The sequence below is a fragment of the Fructilactobacillus frigidiflavus genome (genome assembly GCF_044054575.1).
GTDB classification, from domain to species: domain Bacteria; phylum Bacillota; class Bacilli; order Lactobacillales; family Lactobacillaceae; genus Fructilactobacillus; species Fructilactobacillus frigidiflavus.
Genome location: NZ_CP168716.1, coordinates 1,201,273 through 1,220,249, shown reverse-complemented (window position 1 = coordinate 1,220,249; position 18,977 = coordinate 1,201,273). Strand labels below are relative to the sequence as shown.

The 18,977-nt window shown below is 35.0% G+C and carries 26 protein-coding genes, 1 tRNA gene and 2 other annotated features; of the genes, 3 read left to right on the top strand and 24 right to left on the bottom strand.

All coding sequences use genetic code 11. The annotated features are described in order from the left end of the window. Positions 1 to 88: 88 nt before the first annotated feature. The 9 genes from nusB to miaA all read right to left on the bottom strand — a co-directional run bounded on the left by nusB (position 89) and on the right by miaA (position 4,358). Positions 89 to 499 (bottom strand): transcription antitermination factor NusB, encoded by a 411-nt coding sequence (gene nusB, locus ACEPSS_RS06155; RefSeq protein ID WP_395318351.1) that lies wholly within the window; start codon positions 497 to 499, stop codon positions 89 to 91. After that, positions 489 to 926, bottom strand: a complete 438-nt coding sequence (locus tag ACEPSS_RS06150; protein WP_395318349.1) for an Asp23/Gls24 family envelope stress response protein — start codon at positions 924 to 926, stop codon at positions 489 to 491. The genes nusB and ACEPSS_RS06150 overlap by 11 nt, the downstream gene beginning before the upstream one ends. Positions 927 to 959: 33 nt before the next feature. Then, positions 960 to 1,532, bottom strand: a complete 573-nt coding sequence (efp, locus tag ACEPSS_RS06145) for an elongation factor P (RefSeq protein ID WP_395318347.1) — start codon at positions 1,530 to 1,532, stop codon at positions 960 to 962. A 114-nt stretch (positions 1,533 to 1,646) separates the two neighbouring features. Beyond that, entirely contained in the window at positions 1,647 to 1,943 is a 297-nt protein-coding gene (rpmA, locus tag ACEPSS_RS06140) for a 50S ribosomal protein L27 (RefSeq protein ID WP_395318345.1), read from the bottom strand. 25 nt (positions 1,944 to 1,968) lie between these two features. Beyond that, a complete protein-coding gene (locus tag ACEPSS_RS06135; RefSeq protein ID WP_395318343.1) occupies positions 1,969 to 2,289 on the bottom strand; it encodes a ribosomal-processing cysteine protease Prp in 321 nt (106 codons plus the stop codon). Between the two features lie 5 nt (positions 2,290 to 2,294). Continuing rightward, the gene (gene rplU, locus ACEPSS_RS06130; protein WP_395318341.1) at positions 2,295 to 2,603 is read right to left on the bottom strand and encodes a 50S ribosomal protein L21; all 309 of its coding nucleotides are present in this window, start codon (positions 2,601 to 2,603) and stop codon (positions 2,295 to 2,297) included. Positions 2,604 to 2,623: 20 nt separating this feature from the next. Further along, positions 2,624 to 2,697, bottom strand: a sequence feature (ribosomal protein L21 leader region). An 88-nt stretch (positions 2,698 to 2,785) separates the two neighbouring features. Then, positions 2,786 to 2,859, bottom strand: a tRNA-Arg gene (locus ACEPSS_RS06125). A gap of 64 nt (positions 2,860 to 2,923) precedes the next feature. Continuing rightward, complete coding sequence (locus tag ACEPSS_RS06120) at positions 2,924 to 3,442, bottom strand: hypothetical protein (protein ID WP_395318339.1); 519 nt, start codon at positions 3,440 to 3,442, stop codon at positions 2,924 to 2,926. Between the two features lie 4 nt (positions 3,443 to 3,446). Beyond that, entirely contained in the window at positions 3,447 to 4,358 is a 912-nt protein-coding gene (miaA, locus tag ACEPSS_RS06115; protein ID WP_395318337.1) for a tRNA (adenosine(37)-N6)-dimethylallyltransferase MiaA, read from the bottom strand. A gap of 94 nt (positions 4,359 to 4,452) precedes the next feature. Between miaA and ACEPSS_RS06110 the strand changes: the two genes are divergently transcribed. Further along, on the top strand, positions 4,453 to 4,629 hold the full coding sequence (locus ACEPSS_RS06110; RefSeq protein ID WP_395318335.1) for a DUF3042 family protein: 177 nt from the start codon (positions 4,453 to 4,455) through the stop codon (positions 4,627 to 4,629). A gap of 95 nt (positions 4,630 to 4,724) precedes the next feature. On the opposite strand, the gene ACEPSS_RS06105 is transcribed toward ACEPSS_RS06110, so the two are convergent. The 14 genes from ACEPSS_RS06105 to ACEPSS_RS06040 all read right to left on the bottom strand — a co-directional run bounded on the left by ACEPSS_RS06105 (position 4,725) and on the right by ACEPSS_RS06040 (position 16,744). Next, on the bottom strand, positions 4,725 to 5,138 hold the full coding sequence (locus ACEPSS_RS06105; RefSeq protein ID WP_395318333.1) for a rhodanese-like domain-containing protein: 414 nt from the start codon (positions 5,136 to 5,138) through the stop codon (positions 4,725 to 4,727). 28 nt (positions 5,139 to 5,166) lie between these two features. Further along, the gene (locus ACEPSS_RS06100; RefSeq protein WP_395318331.1) at positions 5,167 to 6,132 is read right to left on the bottom strand and encodes an ROK family glucokinase; all 966 of its coding nucleotides are present in this window, start codon (positions 6,130 to 6,132) and stop codon (positions 5,167 to 5,169) included. 2 nt (positions 6,133 to 6,134) lie between these two features. Continuing rightward, complete coding sequence (locus tag ACEPSS_RS06095; protein WP_395318329.1) at positions 6,135 to 6,362, bottom strand: YqgQ family protein; 228 nt, start codon at positions 6,360 to 6,362, stop codon at positions 6,135 to 6,137. A 36-nt stretch (positions 6,363 to 6,398) separates the two neighbouring features. Further along, positions 6,399 to 7,061 (bottom strand): rhomboid family intramembrane serine protease, encoded by a 663-nt coding sequence (locus tag ACEPSS_RS06090; RefSeq protein ID WP_395318327.1) that lies wholly within the window; start codon positions 7,059 to 7,061, stop codon positions 6,399 to 6,401. Between the two features lie 2 nt (positions 7,062 to 7,063). After that, positions 7,064 to 7,594, bottom strand: coding sequence for a 5-formyltetrahydrofolate cyclo-ligase (locus ACEPSS_RS06085; RefSeq protein ID WP_395318325.1), 531 nt, complete (start codon positions 7,592 to 7,594; stop codon positions 7,064 to 7,066). A gap of 46 nt (positions 7,595 to 7,640) precedes the next feature. Further along, entirely contained in the window at positions 7,641 to 7,790 is a 150-nt protein-coding gene (gene rpmG, locus ACEPSS_RS06080) for a 50S ribosomal protein L33 (protein WP_014081923.1), read from the bottom strand. A gap of 122 nt (positions 7,791 to 7,912) precedes the next feature. After that, positions 7,913 to 9,973: a peptidoglycan D,D-transpeptidase FtsI family protein gene (locus tag ACEPSS_RS06075; RefSeq protein ID WP_395318322.1), complete on the bottom strand. Its 2,061-nt coding sequence runs from the start codon at positions 9,971 to 9,973 to the stop codon at positions 7,913 to 7,915. A gap of 154 nt (positions 9,974 to 10,127) precedes the next feature. Next, positions 10,128 to 10,601 carry a transcription elongation factor GreA gene (gene greA / locus ACEPSS_RS06070; protein ID WP_395318320.1) on the bottom strand — a complete coding sequence of 158 codons (474 nt, stop codon included), beginning with the start codon at positions 10,599 to 10,601 and terminating at the stop codon, positions 10,128 to 10,130. Positions 10,602 to 10,669: 68 nt separating this feature from the next. After that, positions 10,670 to 11,326 (bottom strand): uridine kinase, encoded by a 657-nt coding sequence (gene udk / locus ACEPSS_RS06065; RefSeq protein ID WP_395318318.1) that lies wholly within the window; start codon positions 11,324 to 11,326, stop codon positions 10,670 to 10,672. A gap of 26 nt (positions 11,327 to 11,352) precedes the next feature. After that, positions 11,353 to 13,764: a phenylalanine--tRNA ligase subunit beta gene (gene pheT, locus ACEPSS_RS06060; protein ID WP_395318316.1), complete on the bottom strand. Its 2,412-nt coding sequence runs from the start codon at positions 13,762 to 13,764 to the stop codon at positions 11,353 to 11,355. A 15-nt stretch (positions 13,765 to 13,779) separates the two neighbouring features. Next, complete coding sequence (gene pheS / locus ACEPSS_RS06055; RefSeq protein WP_395318314.1) at positions 13,780 to 14,817, bottom strand: phenylalanine--tRNA ligase subunit alpha; 1,038 nt, start codon at positions 14,815 to 14,817, stop codon at positions 13,780 to 13,782. A 44-nt stretch (positions 14,818 to 14,861) separates the two neighbouring features. Continuing rightward, positions 14,862 to 15,065: a binding site (T-box leader), on the bottom strand. A gap of 30 nt (positions 15,066 to 15,095) precedes the next feature. Next, positions 15,096 to 15,446: a winged helix-turn-helix transcriptional regulator gene (locus tag ACEPSS_RS06050; RefSeq protein ID WP_395318312.1), complete on the bottom strand. Its 351-nt coding sequence runs from the start codon at positions 15,444 to 15,446 to the stop codon at positions 15,096 to 15,098. A 12-nt stretch (positions 15,447 to 15,458) separates the two neighbouring features. Continuing rightward, positions 15,459 to 15,962 (bottom strand): hydrolase, encoded by a 504-nt coding sequence (locus ACEPSS_RS06045; RefSeq protein WP_395318310.1) that lies wholly within the window; start codon positions 15,960 to 15,962, stop codon positions 15,459 to 15,461. A 14-nt stretch (positions 15,963 to 15,976) separates the two neighbouring features. Next, positions 15,977 to 16,744, bottom strand: a complete 768-nt coding sequence (locus tag ACEPSS_RS06040) for a TrmH family RNA methyltransferase (protein WP_395318308.1) — start codon at positions 16,742 to 16,744, stop codon at positions 15,977 to 15,979. Positions 16,745 to 16,813: 69 nt separating this feature from the next. Between ACEPSS_RS06040 and ACEPSS_RS06035 the strand changes: the two genes are divergently transcribed. Both ACEPSS_RS06035 and yidC read left to right on the top strand, forming a co-directional pair. Beyond that, the gene (locus ACEPSS_RS06035) at positions 16,814 to 17,089 is read left to right on the top strand and encodes an acylphosphatase (protein WP_395318306.1); all 276 of its coding nucleotides are present in this window, start codon (positions 16,814 to 16,816) and stop codon (positions 17,087 to 17,089) included. 72 nt (positions 17,090 to 17,161) lie between these two features. Beyond that, positions 17,162 to 18,088 (top strand): membrane protein insertase YidC, encoded by a 927-nt coding sequence (gene yidC / locus ACEPSS_RS06030; protein ID WP_395318304.1) that lies wholly within the window; start codon positions 17,162 to 17,164, stop codon positions 18,086 to 18,088. Between the two features lie 116 nt (positions 18,089 to 18,204). Here yidC and ACEPSS_RS06025 read toward each other — a convergent pair whose 3' ends face one another. Next, the gene (locus ACEPSS_RS06025; RefSeq protein ID WP_395318302.1) at positions 18,205 to 18,903 is read right to left on the bottom strand and encodes a Bax inhibitor-1 family protein; all 699 of its coding nucleotides are present in this window, start codon (positions 18,901 to 18,903) and stop codon (positions 18,205 to 18,207) included. Positions 18,904 to 18,977: the final 74 nt, after the last annotated feature.

Genomic DNA, 18,977 nt, shown 5'->3' with positions numbered 1-18,977 from the left:
ACTGTGATAAAACATAATGTCAAAAATAAAAATCCAATCATCACAGTTTTTAACAACTGCTTTGGTTGGATTTTTTATTGATTGAAAATTATTTATCAATCTTTTTCATAATTTTATCTAAAATGGCATTAATGAAGTTAATTGACTTATCATCACTAAATTTCTTTGATAATTCAAGGGCCTCATTAATTGCAACTTTTGCAGGAACATTTTCTACAAAGTCCATTTCGTAAATTGCAATTTCAAGAATGATTAAATCAGACTTATTTAAACGTTTGATTGACCACTTTTCATCTAAGAATGATTCGATTACTTTATCAATCTCTGCTTTGTGATTTGTAACTCCGTTAACTAATTCTTTATAGTAGTCAGGTGCAACTGCTTCAGGATTATCAGTTAATTCTTTAAAGAAGTCATCTAAATTAAGTTCATCATTACTTTGCATTGCAAATAACGTTTGAAATGCATATTCTCTAATTTGGTGTCTGTTAATTTTCACTTTTTTCTCCATCATTGTCGAACAAGCTATCCGTATCAACTTTTGCAACCTTTTCTGGAACTACACCTTCAACATGAACATTGACAGAACCAATCTGTAAATCGGTCATGAAAAGTAATTGTTGCTTAACTTGATCTTGAATTTGAAGTGCTACTTTAGGAACTGAAACCCCATAATCAAGGTAAACAAAGACGTCAACGTCTAATTTATCGTTATCGTTAAAGGCTAATTTAACACCGTGACTGCGTTCTTTTTTGCCAAATAGTCCTTGGACACTAGAAGAAAAAGTACCACGCATTTTGTTAACACCATCAACATCAGTTGTAGCAATACTAGTAATCACTTCAATAACATTTGGCGCAACTTTAATTTTACCTAAATCATTTTTTTTATTATCTAAAGTAATAAATTGTTCTTCTGTTGCCATTTTCATAGCCTCCAATTCAAGAATAATTATTGTTTATTTACTTTCCTTATCACGTGAAATGTAAGTTCCGTCAGTAGTGTTAACGATTAATTTATCACCTTCGTTAACGAAGAATGGAACTTGTAGTGTAACCCCAGTACTCATAGTAGCTGGTTTTGAACCACCTGAAGCAGTATCACCTTTAATCCCTGGTTCAGTAGCAGCAACCTCAAGGCTAACTGTTTTTGGTAATTCAATTCCAAGCGTTTCACCCTTGTATTGCATGATTTGAACTTCCATGTTTGGTTGTAAGTACTTCATAGCTTCTTCACAAGCTTCACGAGGAATTGTGATTTGATCATAAGTATCATTATCCATGAATACTAGACCAGTACCATCATCGTAAAGATATTGCATCTTCATTGTGTTGATTTCAGCCTTTTCCATCTTAGCACCAGAACGGAAAGTTTTTTCTTGAACGGCACCAGTTCTTAAGTTCTTAAGTTTAGTTCTAACAAATGCTCCACCCTTACCAGGTTTAACGTGTTGGAATTCAAGAATTTTCCAGATTGCGTTATCAACTTCGATAGTCAATCCGTTTTTAAATTTTGCAGTAGAAATAGCCATAATAAAGCCCCCTATATTTACTTTCAATCATATCAATTATAACTAGTCTAAATCAAGTGAAATAGCTAATTGCATAAAAAAAGACTCACGGTTAAGCGAGTCTCAAATTTTTATTTACTTATTTGCAGTTTCAGCTTCTGGGTAAACAGAAACTTGGCGTTTGTCTCTTCCTAAACGTTCGAAACGAACGACACCATCAGTAAGTGCGAATAAAGTATCATCTGAACCACGTTTAACGTTAACACCTGGATAGATGTGAGTTCCACGTTGTCTGTAAATGATTGATCCTGTTGTAACAGTTGAACCATCAGCAGCTTTAGTTCCTAAACGACGACCAGCTGAGTCACGACCGTTAGATGATGAACCACCGGTTTTATGGTGAGAGAAGAATTGTAAGTTCATTTTAAGCATGTTCGATACACCTCCATATTAAAAATTATTTAATTTTAATGTATTTGTCATATTGCTTTGCAATATCACGCATACCATTTTCAAAGCATAATAATAACGTTTGTACCTGAAGGTTATCAACATCTGCATCTTTAATAGTTACAGATAGATAACCGCCATTTTCATTATCTTGATTAATTAACGGATCAATCTCAGCAACCTGAATTAAACCGTTAACCGTTGAAATCGAAAGAGCTGAAACGGCAGCACAAACGATATCATGCCCAAATTCTCCAGAATCTGCATGACCAGATAATGTAAATCCAGTAATTAGCTGATTTTGAGAATCAAACTTTGCTTTAATCATAATAATTAAGCGTTAATTTTTTCAATCTTAACTTTAGTGTAAGGTTGACGATGACCCTTTTTAGAAGTAGAACCCTTCTTAGGTTTGTAACGGAAGATAGTAATCTTCTTTTGTTTACCTTGTTTTTCAACTGATCCTTCAACTGAAGCACCGTCTACTAATGGAGTTCCAACTTTAGCGTTGTCTCCACCAATAAATACAACTTGGTCAAAAGTTACTTTGTCACCTGCAGCTGCATCTAATTTTTCAACGAAAATTGATTCACCTTCAGAAACTTTGTATTGTTTTCCACCTGTAACGATAATTGCGTACATGTACATGCACCTCCTTAAAATAATATGCTTAGACTCGCCATAGCTGAGCGCCGTGAACGGACTTAATACTCAGAATGTGCGGTTGTAGCTGTGAGAGTTCACAAGTACAACATAGCCATTATATACTTAAACAACTAAAAAAGTCAATAAAAAAAGAAATGCATAAAGCATTTCTTTAATGATGTCGCAGGAGCGACTCGAACGCTCGACCTACGGTTTAGAAGACCGTTGCTCTATCCAACTGGGCTACTGCGACATAATGTCCTTTAACAGAACATTAACAATTATATGAACTATTTAGTCTTAAGTCAATAGTAAATTTAGATAAGATGCAAATCTTTTTTATTTTTTTGGTTAAATGCAGTTTCAAGTTCTGCATCAGTAAAGTGTAAATCAGTTTTAGCCCATTTCATCAATAGAATCCAAGCATGGCGAAAAGCAATTCCATCCTTTTGGTAAAATGCTTTTAAGAGCATGTTTTTCATCGATAAATACAGTACCATTAATTGATTTCTGCTGTCCTCATTTAATTGGGGTAAACGTTTAATTTCTTTTTCAGTTAGCTTAAGTTTATCATTCCAATTACAAATGCTAGATAATAAAAAGAAATCACGTATTACTAGCGTTAATTTGTCCAACCGAATATCTTTAGTTGAATCAGCTAACCCTGGAATTTTAGTGTAGTCTAAGCCACATACTTCAGCCAAATCACCTAAATGAATATCTAGTGACACTAGTACTGCCGTCAAATGATCTTCACCCTTCCAAATTAGGTGCTGTTTTGCATCTAATTGACGGTACAAATTTATGGTTTGATTATACATTTTTTCAATATTCAAAAAATCATCTCCATTTATTTACTAACGAATCAATCTCATCGATTTCTTCTGGATGCTCAACTAGATTAAACCACTTTGTCTTTAATTTATTTCTAAACCAAGTCAACTGACGCTTAGCGTAGTGTCTTGAATCTTGCTTAATTTGGTCGATGGTATCGGATAAACTTTGATTATCATTAAAATATAAATCAAATTCTCGATAACCGATTCCTTTTCCAGCCGGATTATTTAGGCCACCATGATTGTATAACCATTCATTCTCTTGAAGCAAGCCATTTTCCATCATATTATCAACGCGGGAGTTAATCCGTTGATACAATAACGATCGATCACAATTCAAGCCAATGATTAAAGCATCATATCGTGGTGCTTGATTTTTTTGCTTGGAAAATTTGTTTCCAGTTACTCGGTAAACTTCTAGAGCTCTAATGATTTTCCGGGCGTTGGTCTTGGGGATTTTAGTAGCTGCGGCTTGATCTACTTCATTTAATTGCCGCCACATGTGTTCACTATCGGTTAAAGCTAATTCTTTCTCTAATTCCGCTTTAATCTGAGAATTTGAACTATTTTCTCCACCTAAAGCTAAGCCATTGATTAGTGCTTGAATATAATAACCGGTACCCCCAGCGATAATCGGTAATTTACCTCGATTAGCAATTTGTTGAATAAGCGTTTCTGCATCACGGACAAAATCAACCACACTATTTTCTTCATCAATGCTTTTAGTATCAATTAAATAGTGTGGAATCCCAGCTTGCTCTTTTGGTAATGTTTTGGCGGTACCAATATCTAATTTTCGATAAATTTGGAGTGAATCACCGGAAATGATTTCCCCATTAAACTTTTTGGCTAATCTAATTGCCAAGTCGCTTTTGCCAACTGCAGTAGGTCCAACAATAATTAGTATTTTTTCCATATTCATCTCTTTTCAAATCATAGTTGATACTGGATATCTTAACGCAAATAAAGCATAATAAACAAGTAAATAATAATATGGAGGTTTGTAAATTATGCATAAATTTGGAAAAGGTTTTGCTACGGGTGTTGCTACAATGATTGGTTTAACTGCTGGAGTTTTATTCTCATTTAAAAAAGCCGTAGTTGAACCAATTGAATCACAAGAAAAGAAAGCTGAAGAAAACCGCAAGAAATCATTAAGAAAATCTGGTTCTTCACACTTAGGTTAAGATAATACTCATTAGTGATTATTTCTAATACTAAAAAAGCCCGATGGTAGTCGGTTAATCCGACTACCATCGGGCTTTCATTTACATAAATTATTTTAACCTTTTTTTACTTTTCCATCCCATTTTTGGTAACCTTCATCCAAAATTGAAATGTTTTTAAAACCCTTTTTGTTTAGTAGCTTTGCTGCCCGCATACTAAGTGTCTTAGTTTGATCATAAAGAAAAACAGGCAAATCAGGTCGAAGATCCGTATAAAAGTTTTTAAACGTTGAATAAGGAATATTTCTAGCACCCATAATATGACCATTTGAAAAAGCATTTGCTTCCCTTAAATCAATTACTTGTGCTTTTCTAATCCCTTTTCTAAATTCATCTTCTGAAAGAAATTTAGCGTATCGTTTAGTCCTGAATACATTAAAATAATGAACTGCAGACCAAACAGCAATCATAACTACAATTACCACTAAAAACACGGTAATTGAATTCAAAAAACTAGCAAAACCAGCCATCTAAATTTACCCCATTCTTTAGTAGTTTTTATCTAAATTGTAATGCCATTGAAGCGGCACCGATTACTCCAGCATCATTTCCAAGTTCAGCTAATTTAATCTTAGTTGAATCTCTAACTGATGGGAACGCATTTTGTTGGAAGTATTTAGTAGTGGGTTGTAATAAAGTATTACCGGCATTAGATACCCCACCACCGATGATAATACTTGCAGGGTTTAAGGTATTACCGATAGTTGAAAGAGCTAGTCCTAAGTAGAAACAAATTCGATCAACAACTTGGTTAGCCAAAATATCACCATTGTCAGCAAGATAAAATACTAATTTTGAAGTGATCTTTTCGTCACCATCATCAATAAGTTCTTTCAAACGTGAAGTTCCGTTGAACTTTTTAGCCATATCTTCAGCTACTCGAACAATTCCAGTGGCTGATGCATATGTTTCAAGACAACCGTTTTTACCACAAGTACATAGGTAGCCATCTGGTTGTACAGTAATATGTCCAATTTCACCAGCTCCACCATTTACCCCGTGAAGTAATTTACCGTTAGCGATAACACCACCACCAACACCAGTACCAAGGGTCGCGAATACAACATCATCTTCGGCACTACCAGCACCCTTCCAGTATTCACCTAATGAAGCGACGTTTGCATCATTATCTAAATCAAAAGGTAAGCCTAACCCAGCTTGAATATCTTCACGAATTGGTTGAGTAGTTTTCCAATTTAAGTTAAAGGCTTCTGAAACAGTTCCATTTTCTCGGTTAACTGCACCAGGAGTTCCCATTCCAATTCCGATAAAATCAGCAGTTGTTTTACCAGAATCTTCAATGTGTTTACTGATTGATTTAATAATATTAGGGACAATATGACTTCCGTTATCACTAATATCAGTTAAGATTCTCCACTTTTCTAAAACTTCACCATCTTCGTTAAGAAAAGCCATTTTAGTAGTTGTACCACCTAAATCGATACCAATTAAATTTTTTGCCATAATTATAAACCTCCAGTTTCATTTTGTTTTTTTAATTTATTTTCTTCTAACTTATGTTCATGAGTTAAAACTAATTTAGCGGAAACAAATTCTTGGTTAGAAATCACCTTAGCCTGATGTAAATGGTCAAGTTCTAAAGCCATAACTTCAATATCCCAAATCCGTTTACCCACGTAAACATAAATTCCAAAACGTTTTAAAATTTGCTGTACATCATATAAATTTTTCATACATAGTTATCATCCTAAACAATTATTTCATTTGTGTCAACGACTCAAACCAATCAAGTACAATCCTATTATAACAATAATTAAAGCGTTTGCATAAAATATTATACCTTTTTTATTTAAAGTTTTAAATCCCTTTATTCCAATAACCTGACTAATTAAAAATCCCCCAATCAAGCCACCTAAATGGCCAATTAAACTAATTGAAGGCATAAATAAATCAAAAATAAAGTTCAAAATAATAAACATTAAAAAAGTTTTTGTATTATTTTGAATAAACGAGTTATCTTTTAACTTTAAATGTAAAACGAAAAATGCCCCAAATAATCCAAAAATTGAAGCACTACTTCCAGCTGAAATTCCTGTTTCAAAGGCAAAACTCATTAAATTTCCCACAATTCCGGAAACTAAAAAAATAATCAAATAACGCCAATGGCCAAAATAATGCTCAATAATCCGACCCAAAAAATATAAAACAATTAGATTTAAAATTAGATGCTGATAGCCAATATGAATAAAAATTGGAGTTACCAAGCGCCAAAGCTGTCCCTCGTCAATTAAAGGCCCATATTCAGCACCAAAATTGATTAGGATGTGATTATTCTCAGTTCCACCAGCCAAGGTCATTACTATAAAATAACCTAGCATAATGACAATTAAAAGGTACGTAATTAGCGGTTGGGTTTTTAAATTATTTTTCATGATCAACCCTCTTCAATCAATAAATGCTGAACCGCTATGTCAGTTTCTTCAATTGGCCAATTAAAATCAACTAATTGGATCTTTCGAACTAAGCTAACCGTGATCCCAACATAATCTTGCAGGTAACAATCGTAAAAACCACCACCATAGCCGATTCTTTGATGATTTGAAGAGGAAAAAGCAACTCCTGGTACGACAATTAAATCAATCTGCTTTTTTTCAATTGGAATTTGATTTTCTGCCGGTTCTAAAATCCCAAACCGACTTCTTACTAACTGATTGACTGCTTGGAACTGATAAAATTTCATTTTACGATTTGTAAAAGTCTTAGGAATTGCAATTGTTTTATGTTCTGCTAAGCCACGCTTAATAATTGGCATAGTATCTAATTCGAAATCTGTACTCATAGTAGTCGCAACCACATCTGAATTTTTCCAAAAATCGGATACAAACAACTTTTTATATAAATCAGAAGGATTGCTAGAATCATTTTCCATCAATTTTAAAACATGTTGCCTAATTTTATTTTTCATTTTTTTATCCTAATAAAAAAGATTTTGAGCACGAGGCTCAAAACCTTTATTTTGTTTCGCGATGTAAAGTTGCTTTTCTTTCACGAGGGCAGTACTTTGTTAGTTCTAAACGATCGGGGTTGTTACGACGATTTTTAGAAGTTAAGTAATTGCGTTCGTGGCATTCAGTACATTCTAAAGTAATGTGTACACGCATGGTAAATACCTCCAAACAGATGCTTTTTTAATTTATCAATAATAACATAAACTATCATAACATTATTTTAAAATAATTTCTAGCGATTAATCAAAATAATGTTAAGTAATTATACTTGACGCTTATTTAGGAGCCTTTTCGACATCTTTCCAGTATGCATTTAAGATGTCAGTTGCTAGTTGACCATTATTTCCACCAGATTCAGCTGGCATATTTGGCATTGCTAATGCAACAACTACTTTAGGATCTTTAGCTGGAGCCATTGCAATTAAACTAAGGGTTGTGGTTTGATTACCATCGTAAAAAGTTTGTGCAGTCCCCGTTTTAGCTGCAATTTCAGGTTTTACGGTATTCATCAGTTCCCCAGTACGATAAGGACTGTGACCATGAACAACTTGATACATCCCTTGAAGAATTACGTTTCTTTGAGCCTCAGTCATCGGAATTTGGTTTAAAATCTTAGGACGAACGGTCTCCTTGATGGCACCCAATTTATTATTATCCTTATTACTTCCTCGAATATTTTGTACTAATTGAGGTTTTAGACGGTAGCCACCGTTTGCAATCGTAGCAACATACTGAGCTAACTGGATGGTGGTATAGCCATCGTAGTTACCATATGATTCATCTAGTGCTTTACCAATATTAGCAAACCCAGTTGGTCCTTCAATCCCGGCTGATTCTCCGGGTAAGTCAATTCCCGTTTTAACTCCAAGTCCAAATTGTTTAAAGTTATTTCTTAATGTATCAAAAATTGATGGATTCATATTTAAAGCAGCACCTGGTACATATTTGTATCCGGCTTCTTTCATTGCTAATTGCATCATATATGAGTTAGAAGAAACTTCCAAAGCATCTTGAGCAGTTAACTGAATATTATGACTTCCGTTAGTATTAAACCAAGAAGACTTAACTCCTCCACCATTTTTAATGGGTTGATCAGTTTGCACACTATTTTCAGGAGTAATAATTCCTTTCATCAAAGCGCCCGATTCCATCGCAGGCTTAACCACTGAACCCATCGTAATTGGACGGTTAATTACTCCCATATCATTTTGGGTAACTTTGTTGGTTTTAGGATCACGATCAACCCCGGCCATTCCAATAATTCCACCAGTGTGCGGGTTCATTACCACGGCATAAGTTCCGGTTGAATACCCACCAGCTTGATTTTTTCTAACAATTTTTTGTAGATCGTTTTGGAATTTAGAATTAATTGTTAGTTGTAAGTTATCACCACTTTGTCCAGGATACTTAACTACCTGTGACACAATCTGGTTACTACTGTTAACTTTTACTTTAGTTTGTGATTTGGATCCCTTTAAAACTGGTTCATATTGAGATTCAAGATCACTAGTCCCGACAGATTCATTTTGCGAGTATCCTTGAGCTAACAAGCTGTTTACTCGGTCTTCTGGAAGTCCTGATTTATTTGAAGAAACTGAACCAGTGACTGTTTGAACTTCCTTTCCTTGCGGATAATTTCTCACCCAATTATTTCCAACCTCAACTCCTGGTAATTCCGATTGATGTTCCCCAACTAGTGATAATTCTTTAGCAGAAACATGGTTGTATTTAATGTAAGTAGTTGAAAGGGTATAAGCTCCACTCATTGAATTAAAGATGGCAGCCGCATTTTTCATTTTATCAGTCACAGGAGTAATTTCACCGGCGACAAATTTATTAATTTCAGCTTTTTGCAGTTCATCTGGATCCATGTTAGCAGCACCACTGATTTTCTTTTCAGCGGCTTTCTGATTACTAGGGCTTGCTAAGTAATACTCTGCAATTTGCTTTTTAGTAAGTTTATTAGTTGGAACGGTAATATATTCTCCCAGTTGCGTAGCCGTTTGATAAATATCCTTTGAGGTTACACTAGGTAGTCGAGTATATGTGATTGCCCGTTGACTTTCATTTCCTACCATTAGCTTACCAGTTGAATCATAAATCATTCCCCGAGGGACATTTCCATATTTAACGTAATTATTACTTTGATTAACGGTTGATTTAAAATAATTACCTTGAATAATTTGCAAATCTGCAAGTTTCCAAATCAAAATAATAAACAATAAACCAACAACTAAGAAAATCAGATTCAAACGAAACGGAATTGTATTAGACTCATTAGCTTGTCTTGTTGAACGTGTCCGTTTTTTGAAAAATTTTCCAAAAAAGTTCCCCATAGCAGTTACCCCTTTTTATCATATGATTTTAAATTAATTTTATTAATTACACAATTGGTTTAATTATCCCATTATAGGAGAAGTTCCGCAATATGCATAAATTAAGATTAAGTAAAAAAGATGCCAGGCACTTTGCCTAACATCTTTTTTAGGATTAATTAACTTTTAAAATTTCAACATGCATTACACCATCAGGAATTTCAATATCAATTTTTTCCCCTACCTTGTGACCTAAAAGACCACGAGCAATGGGTGAATCATTGGATACCTTACCAGCAAGTGGATCAGCTTCCGCTGCACCCACAATTTGGTATTCTTCTGGCTCTTCATCTGGAAGTTCTTTAAAAGTAACCTTCTTACCAACACTAACTTCATCAGAAGCAGTTTGCATATCATCAACAATTTGAGCAAATTGAAGCATGTGTTCGACCGTATTAATGCGGCTCTCTAATAATGCTTGTTCGTTCTTTGCTGATTTGTATTCTGAATTTTCTGATAAATCACCATAACTTCTGGCAATCTTGATTTGTTCAATTACATGTGGACGTTGGTTAGTTTTTAAATCTTCAAGTTCTTCTTCAAGCTTAATTTGACCATCTTTGGTCATTGGATATACATCTTCAGCCATTTAAACACCTCATTAATTTATTCACTTTAAAATTTAACATTAAATGCAAACTTTTTCAAACAAAATTATTAATAATCTATCAAAGAGTTTGGATTATCATTGCCGAAAATGGCTTGGACTTTGGTAACTAGTAAATCAATTGCTACAACATTTTTACCACCACGGGGAATAATAATATCGGCATAGCGTTTACTTGGTTCCACAAATTGATGATACATGGGACGAACCGTTGCCAAATATTGTTGAATGACGGAGTCTAAGGAACGGCCACGATCAGCAATATCACGCTCAATTCTTCTAATTAAGCGGATGTCATCATCCGTATCCACAAAAACTTTAATATCCATTAAGTCACGAAGTCGTTTATCATTTAAAGTTAAAATCCCCTCAAGAATAATAACATCAGTTGGTTCTTGAAGTTGGGTCTCTTTACTTCTGGTAAATTGAGTATAATCATAAACCGGCTTTTTAATCGCTTTATAGTTTAACAAATCGGTTAATTGTTCAACTAATAAGTCATCATCAAAAGCATCTGGATGATCATAATTAACTTTTTTGCGTTCTTCCATTGGCATATCAGATTGGTCATTGTAATAAGAATCTTGTTGAATAATGCTAATGGAATGCCCTAGTAATCGTTGTAAGATCGACTTACTAACCGTGGTCTTTCCACTACTAGAACCACCTGTCACTCCAATAATGATGGGTCGTTTTTTAGTTGCCATTTTTTAGTTCCCTTTCTAAATTGAAATTATCTAATTTCAACATCAAGTTCATCTTGAAGGTATTTAGTGATTTTAGCAATTGCTTTGTTCACAACTTCATCTTGAAGGGTTTCTCTCGGATTTTCAAAGGTTAATGAATATGCCAATGATTTCTTTCCTGCTGGAACATGTTCACCAGCATAAACATCAAAGAGCGTCACCTTCTTCAAGAATGCTCCTCCACGACGTTTGATAATGTCATAAACTTGTTCGTTAGTCACATCATCGTTAACTAGCATTGCAATATCACGGTTTACACTTGGATATGGACTTACTTGTTGATATTGTTGTTCCCGTTTTTTAGCGGTTACTAGTTTATCTAGATCAAGCTCAAAAACAAAGGTTGGTTTGATTTTAAATGCTTTGGCAGTCGATGGATGTACTTGGCCGACAAAACCGATTACATCATCACCAAGTTTGATTAAAGCTGTCTGACCTGGATGCATTTCTGGAATTAAGTCGGTTGCTTCATATGAAATTTTCTCAGCTAAGGATAAAGTTTCAAGATACTTAGCAACAATCCCTTTCATGGCAAAGAAATCAACTTTAGGAGCTTTTTGGTTCCAAGTTGATTGAATCAAAGAACCAGAAACTGCTCCAGCAATGTGTTCAACTTCCGTTGGACGAACTTGGTCAGCTTCACGGAAAAAGACCCGGCCTTGTTCAAAGAATGGAACATCTTCGACCCCACGAGCTTGATTATAGGCAATATCATCTAATAGACCAGAAAGTAAGTTCATCCGTAGTACCGCATGATCGTTAGTCATTGGCCATTGCAAGTTGGTTTCATTACTATCGTGCAATAAGAACATCTTGGCTTTTGCTTCAGTAGTTAATGAGTAAGAAATGGCATGGGTAAGTCCTTCACCTAATAAGACTTTCCGTGAATTTTTAATTAATTGTTGCTTAGGTGTAAAGCTACCTTCAGTAGTAACTGTCACTGGTAAAGTAACGGGAAGATTATCGTAACCATAAATTCGGGCTACTTCTTCAATTAAATCAGCATCAATTTTAATATCCCAACATCTAGTAGGAACGGTCACAAGCATTTCATGATCTTTATTTTCCACTTTAAAACCTAGTCGATTAAAGATATCGATAATTTCTTTTTCGCTTAAAGCGGTTCCTAAAACATGGTTAATTCGATCAGCTGAAATTGAAATGGTAACTGGCTTAACCTTTTGATCACTACCAGCAGCTACTCCTTGGCTAGCTTTTCCATTAGCAAGTTCTTGAATTAATCCAGCGACATAATTTAAGGCGTTTTCAACGTTACCTTTATCAACCCCACGTTCAAAACGTTGTGAGGCATCCGTATGAAGTAATTCTTTTTGAGCCATCTTTCTGGTGGCAACTGGGGCAAACACCCCGGCTTCAATTACAATATCCGTGGTAGCGTTAGTAACGCGACTATCATGTCCACCCATTAATCCAGCTAAAGCAACGGGCTTCTTTGAATCGGCAATTACGACGTCAACTGGCGACAATTCACGTTCTTCTTCGTCTAAAGTAGTAAGTTTTTCACATGGTTGAGCTCGACGAACGCTTAATTCACCATCCGTAATCTTACTTAAATCATAGGCGTGTAATGGTTGACCTAATTTCATCATTACTAAATTAGTTGCATCGACAACGTTATTAATTGGTTTAATGCCTAGATTCCATAATTTAATTTGTAACCAAAGTGGACTAGGTTTAACTTCCACATTTTTTACTACTTTTAACTTATAAATTGGAGCAAGCTCTTCATCAGCGTGAGCGTTAACCTCAGCTTTTGATTCTGTATCCCCTAATTCTTTAGCTGGTGTTTCATCAAAGTTAACTTTTTGATCAAAAACAGCTGCCAAATCATAAACAGCTCCTCGAAGACTCAACATGTCTCCACGGTTGGGAGTCACGTCTAAATCAATTAAAGGATCGTTCATTCCAAGGTAGTCAAACACGGAATCGCCTAATTTAGCATCAGCTGGTAAGAAATAAATTCCATCTTTCCATTCATCAGGGACAATATCCTTTGGAAAGCCAATTTCATCTAAGCCACAAAGCATCCCGTTAGATTGCACGCCCCGCATCTTGGCTTTTTTGATCTTGATATTGCCACCAACTCGAGCTCCGGGTAAGGCAACAATTACATTTTTCCCTACTTCAACATTGGGAGCACCACAAACAATTTGTAATGGTTCAGCTTCACCGACATCAATTTGACAAATGTTTAAATGTCCAGCATCCGGATGTTTTTCAAAGGAAAGGATCTTTCCAACTACAATTTTTTTGAGTCCATCGCTTCTTTTAGAAACTGAATCTACTTCAACGGAAGTTCTTTCAATTTTTTCACCCAGATCTTCTGGAGAAAGATTAATGTCTAAATAATCTTTAAGCCAATCATATGATAATAACATTTCAATTCCTCCTAATTAGTCAAATTGTGATAAAAATCTTAAGTCGTCAAGATAGAAATCACGAATATCATTTACCCCGTATTTCAACATTGCAAAACGATCGGGACCAACTCCAAAGGCAAATCCACCATATTCTTTAGGATCAACGCCAGCCATTTTAAGTACGTTAGGATGAACCATCCCAGCACCTAATACTTCAATCCAGCCAGAACCTTTACAAACGTCACAACCTTTACCGCCACAGTTCATGCAGGTAATATCAGCTTCAACGGATGGCTCAGTAAATGGAAAGTAACTAGGACGAAGCCGAACTTTAAACTTATCGCCAAACAACTTATGGGTCATCACTTCTAACGTACCCTTTAAATCAGCCATCGTAATGTGTTTATCAATCACAATTCCTTCTACTTGATGGAATTGATGTGAGTGAGTGGGGTCATCAGTGTCACGTCTGAAAACGACCCCTGGTGAAATCATCTTTAAAGGACCTTTACTAAAGTCATGTTTTTCTAAAGTTCGAGCTTGCATTGGTGAAGTATGCGTTCTCATTAAAATTTCTTTAGTAATGTAGAAAGTATCTTGCATATCACGGGCTGGATGATCTTTAGGCAAGTTCATCATTTCGAAATTGTAATGGTCTTCTTCAACTTCAGGGCCACTCAAAACTTGATAACCCATTCCAATGAAAATATCTTCAATTTCATCAATAATTTGTTGAATAACATGTGGATGACCTAAAGCAACATGATTACCGGGTAAGGTAACATCAACTTTTTCTTCAGCCAATTTAGCGTTTAATTTGGCATTTTCTAATTCTGTTTGTTTTGTAGCAATGGCCGTTGTTAAATCATCACGAATGGTATTCGCAAAACTACCAACTACTGGACGTTCTTCTACTGGAAGTTTTGAAATTCCTCGTAATGCTTGGGTAATTGGACCTTTCTTACCCAATAGTTGAACACGAATGTCGTTCAAAGTTTTTACATCAGTTGCTGCTTTGATTTCGTTCAACCCATTTTGTTTAATTGTTTCTAAATCTTCTCGCAAACCCACAACAAAATCCCCCTTTTTTCAAATAAAAAAAGCCTCTCCCATAATCAAGGGACGAAGCTTCGCGTTACCACCCAAATTCATACAATAGTTGTATGCACTCTTAGATGGATAACGAACATCAATCGGACATTTTTTAATTAACGTATGTCTACTTCTTCAAAAGCGAATTCAGTTACTGTGATTTTTCTCAGCGTTCAAAATCTCTCTGTCAAAAACGTAACCTACTACTTCTTTTTTCACAGTAGTTAATGAAATTATAAATCAATTCGGAATATTGGTCAATCTTCCTTATTTCCGTCACACCACTTATCAGCCCAAACGTGGACAGAATTCATAATTGGTTGTAAATCTTTACCTTTTTCCGTTAATTCATACTTGATTAACGATGATTCATCAGAGGTTTTGCGTACCACAATATCACATTCACGTAGTTCTTTTAAGCGGGCCGTTAAAATTCGATCACTACAGCCATCAATCTTGTTAGCAATTTCTCCAAACCGAAGTGAGTTACCAATCAACAATGATTCGATGATGACCCCATTCCATTTTTTACCGAGAATTGAAAAGGCTTCTTCAAACTTAGAACAGAGACAATCACCATTATCCTTATTTAATTTTTTATTTGCCATCACAATCACTACCTATTCTTTTTTATTACTGTTTTTATTGTTTAATAAATTTTTGAAGCGGTTTTCCACCGGTGACATAAATTCATTAACGGCTGCATAATCATCAACTAACGAAACGATGACACTTTCCATATATTTGGGGCGGGCTAACGTTAGCCCCCACATGTGTTTCAAAATGATATCTTCTTCTTTTGGAGTTAACTCAGTAATATTTTTGGCATTACGTAAGGCAACCCTCGGATGCATATAAGCATGCGTTCCAATGTCAAATTTGGTAGTTCTCCAATCATAGTAAAACAAATCATGCAGTAATCCACCCCGAGCAGCAGCACGATAATCTAAATGCATTCGTTTAGCAATCACGTAACTGACATAAGAAACATAGATGCAGTGCTTCAGTCTCGTTGAATGATGGTGTTGCGTGTAATCTGCTAACTGCTTAACTTCATCAGAAGCAAGCAAGTCAGAAATACAATTCATAAATTCTGGGTCATCTTTCCACTCATTTGCTTTCATAATTGGTCTCCGAACTATTTAATGATGCGAAACATAATCACTGCAGCAGCAATGGCAACATTCAGCGATTCTGCTTTTCCTTTAATGGGGATGTACAAATTATTAGTGGTTTCCTTTAGCAGTTCTTTATTCATTCCATTACCCTCATTACCCATAATTAAAGCAAAGTCAGATAATGGCGCAATTTCTTTATAATCAATTGCTTCGGGATTTAGTTCCGTTCCATAAATTGGGGTTTTTTGTGCTTTTAACTTAGCAATGACTGCTGGAAGAGCTGCTTTAATTACAGCAACATGATATTGACTACCTTGCATTGATCTTTGTACTTTACTATTATACTGACTAGCCGTTCCATCGCCAAATATAACGCCCGCAAAACCTGCTGCATCAGCCGTTCTCACCATCGTTCCAATGTTACCCGGGTCCTGAACGTCATCAAGTAATAACCAAGCCCCTTTAAGGTCAACATCCGCTAATTCGGTATGCTTAATTTTACATAAAGCAAAAATCCCCTGGGTAGTTGAAGTCGTTGCAATTTCTTTAGCAACTTCATCAGAAATCATAATTACATTTAATCCAGCTAAAGCTGATCCGTGCTCTAAATACTGATCATCAGTAACAAAAATATTAACAATTTCATTTTGGGGCAAATTATTAATTGCTTCTTGAACTAAATGCCAACTTTCAATTAAATACTGACCTGACTTTTTGCGTCCTTTGGCGGTTTCTAACTTCTTTAAATCTTTTATTTTTTTATTTTGTTTTGATGCAATTCGTTCCATTTGGTTTCTTCCTCAAATTATTTTATTCTGATTATAATACTACCATACCATTAGAAAGGATATCTGCCCATGAAGACTTATTTAATCTTAATTAGTGGCCAAGTTCAAGGCGTAGGCTTTCGCTATACCACTTGTAATCTTGCCAATCATTTACAAGTAACGGGAACCGTTGAAAATCTATCCAATGGCCAGGTTAAAATTATTGTTCAAGGACCCATTAGTGATTTAAAAAAATTTAGCAAACAACTCCAGCAGTTTCCTAATCCAAATGCTAAAATTACCAAGATTCAGAGGACTTTAATCAATTCAGACCAAGTTTTTTCTAATTTTAAAGTTAAATTTTAACGCATTCAATTGCAGTAGCCCTGTCATTAGTTTAGTATTATAACTATGATTTGATAGATAGGAGTTTCTTAAATGAAAAACAGAAAAAAATTAAGTTTGATGGGAATGGCTGGATTAGCAGCCTTAACCCTGTCAGGATGTGTGCAAGAAGATTCACACGGTCATCCTTACGGAATCGTATATGACTATTTAGCAGTTCCTGGACAACATGTTATGGACTGGCTAGCCAAGTATGTCGGTGGTTACGGATGGTCTTTGATCGCAATTACAGTGATTGTGAGATGTTTATTACTACCAGTGATGATTAGTCAATTGAAAAAATCAACCATCATGCAAGAAAAAATGGCTCTGGTTAAACCTCAAATGACTAAAATTCAATCATTATTGAAAAATGCCAAAACTCAAGAAGAGCAAATGGCTTTAAATCAACAGATGATGAAGCTTTATAAGGACAATAACATTAGTATGACTGGTGGGATTGGTTGTCTCCCACTGTTAATTCAAATGCCAATTTTTGCCGCTTTGTATGCAGCAATTCGTTATTCACCAGAATTATCCCATACCGTCTTTATGGGAATTCAACTAGGCCAAAAGAGCATTTTGTTAGCGATTCTTTCATTAATTGTTTACGCTATTCAAGGCTATCTTTCTATTTTAGGAATGCCTAAAGCTCAACGTAAACAAATGGGTGCCATGATGATTATTAGCCCTGTCATGATTTTCTTTGTTTCCCTATCTTCACCTGCTGGATTAGGAATTTACTTCTTTATTGGTGGATTGTTTGCTATCATCCAACAGCTAATTGTTAATGCAATTCGTCCCCGGATTATCAAACAAATTCAAGCAGAAGCTAAGAAAAACCCACCTAAAATAATTGTGCCAGATTCAGTTGAAGAGACTGAAACTAAGATTGAAGCTGAAGAAAAACAAGTTGATCAGCCTCAAACAAATAAACAGCGTAATGCTAATAAACAACGACATGATCATGATGATAATTAATAAATCAATCTAAATAATTAAGACCTTCAAAGTTAACCATTTAATTTTGAAGGTCTTTTTTTGGATAATTTTTATGTAAATAAAAACACCTTAACCGAAGTTAAAGTGTCAATAAATTAATTTTTGTTGTCGCCCATTCCAATAAGTTCTAAAAGAATTTGGAAAATATTGAGGATATCAAGATAAATACTTAAGGCACCCATTGTACTGTATTTTTGAAGTTGTTCTTCATTATCAACTGAACTTGCAAACCGTTTTACGCTTTGCGTATCAAAAATGATAAAGACAGAGAAAATCAATAACATTACTACATCCATTACGATGTATAAAAAGGCAATGTGCAAAAGCATTGAAACTAAACTTAATACAATGGCAGCTAACAGACCCCAAGTTAAGTAAGCTCCGAAGCCAATGAAGTCACGTTTGGTAGTATTAGCATAAAAAGTTAAGCCACCAAACATTACTGCAGTTCCTAACATTGCTAATCCAACCGTACCTACATTGTAATAAATAAGGACTGGACTTAGAGAAACTCCAAATAAAATGGTCATTAAGTAGTAAATTGTATTAGTAGTTGATGCACTGGTATTTTCATCGTTAACTGAACGACTCAAAGCAAACATTAACCCTAAGGCAACTACTAAAATTAATAATGAAGTCCCGATTCCCATTGACATAACCCATTTGGTCATGAAAACGGCCATCAAAGTCATAATTACTCCTGTAATCGCTAAACCGGTACAAACTTTTTGATAAGTTTTTGCAACTAATCGGTTTGCCATTTCAGCAGTATTTCCATAAATTTCACCATTCATAAAAATATCTTCCTTTCAAATTTATAATAGTCAACCTAAATTGTAACATGATTAAAATCTAAAACCTAGAAGCT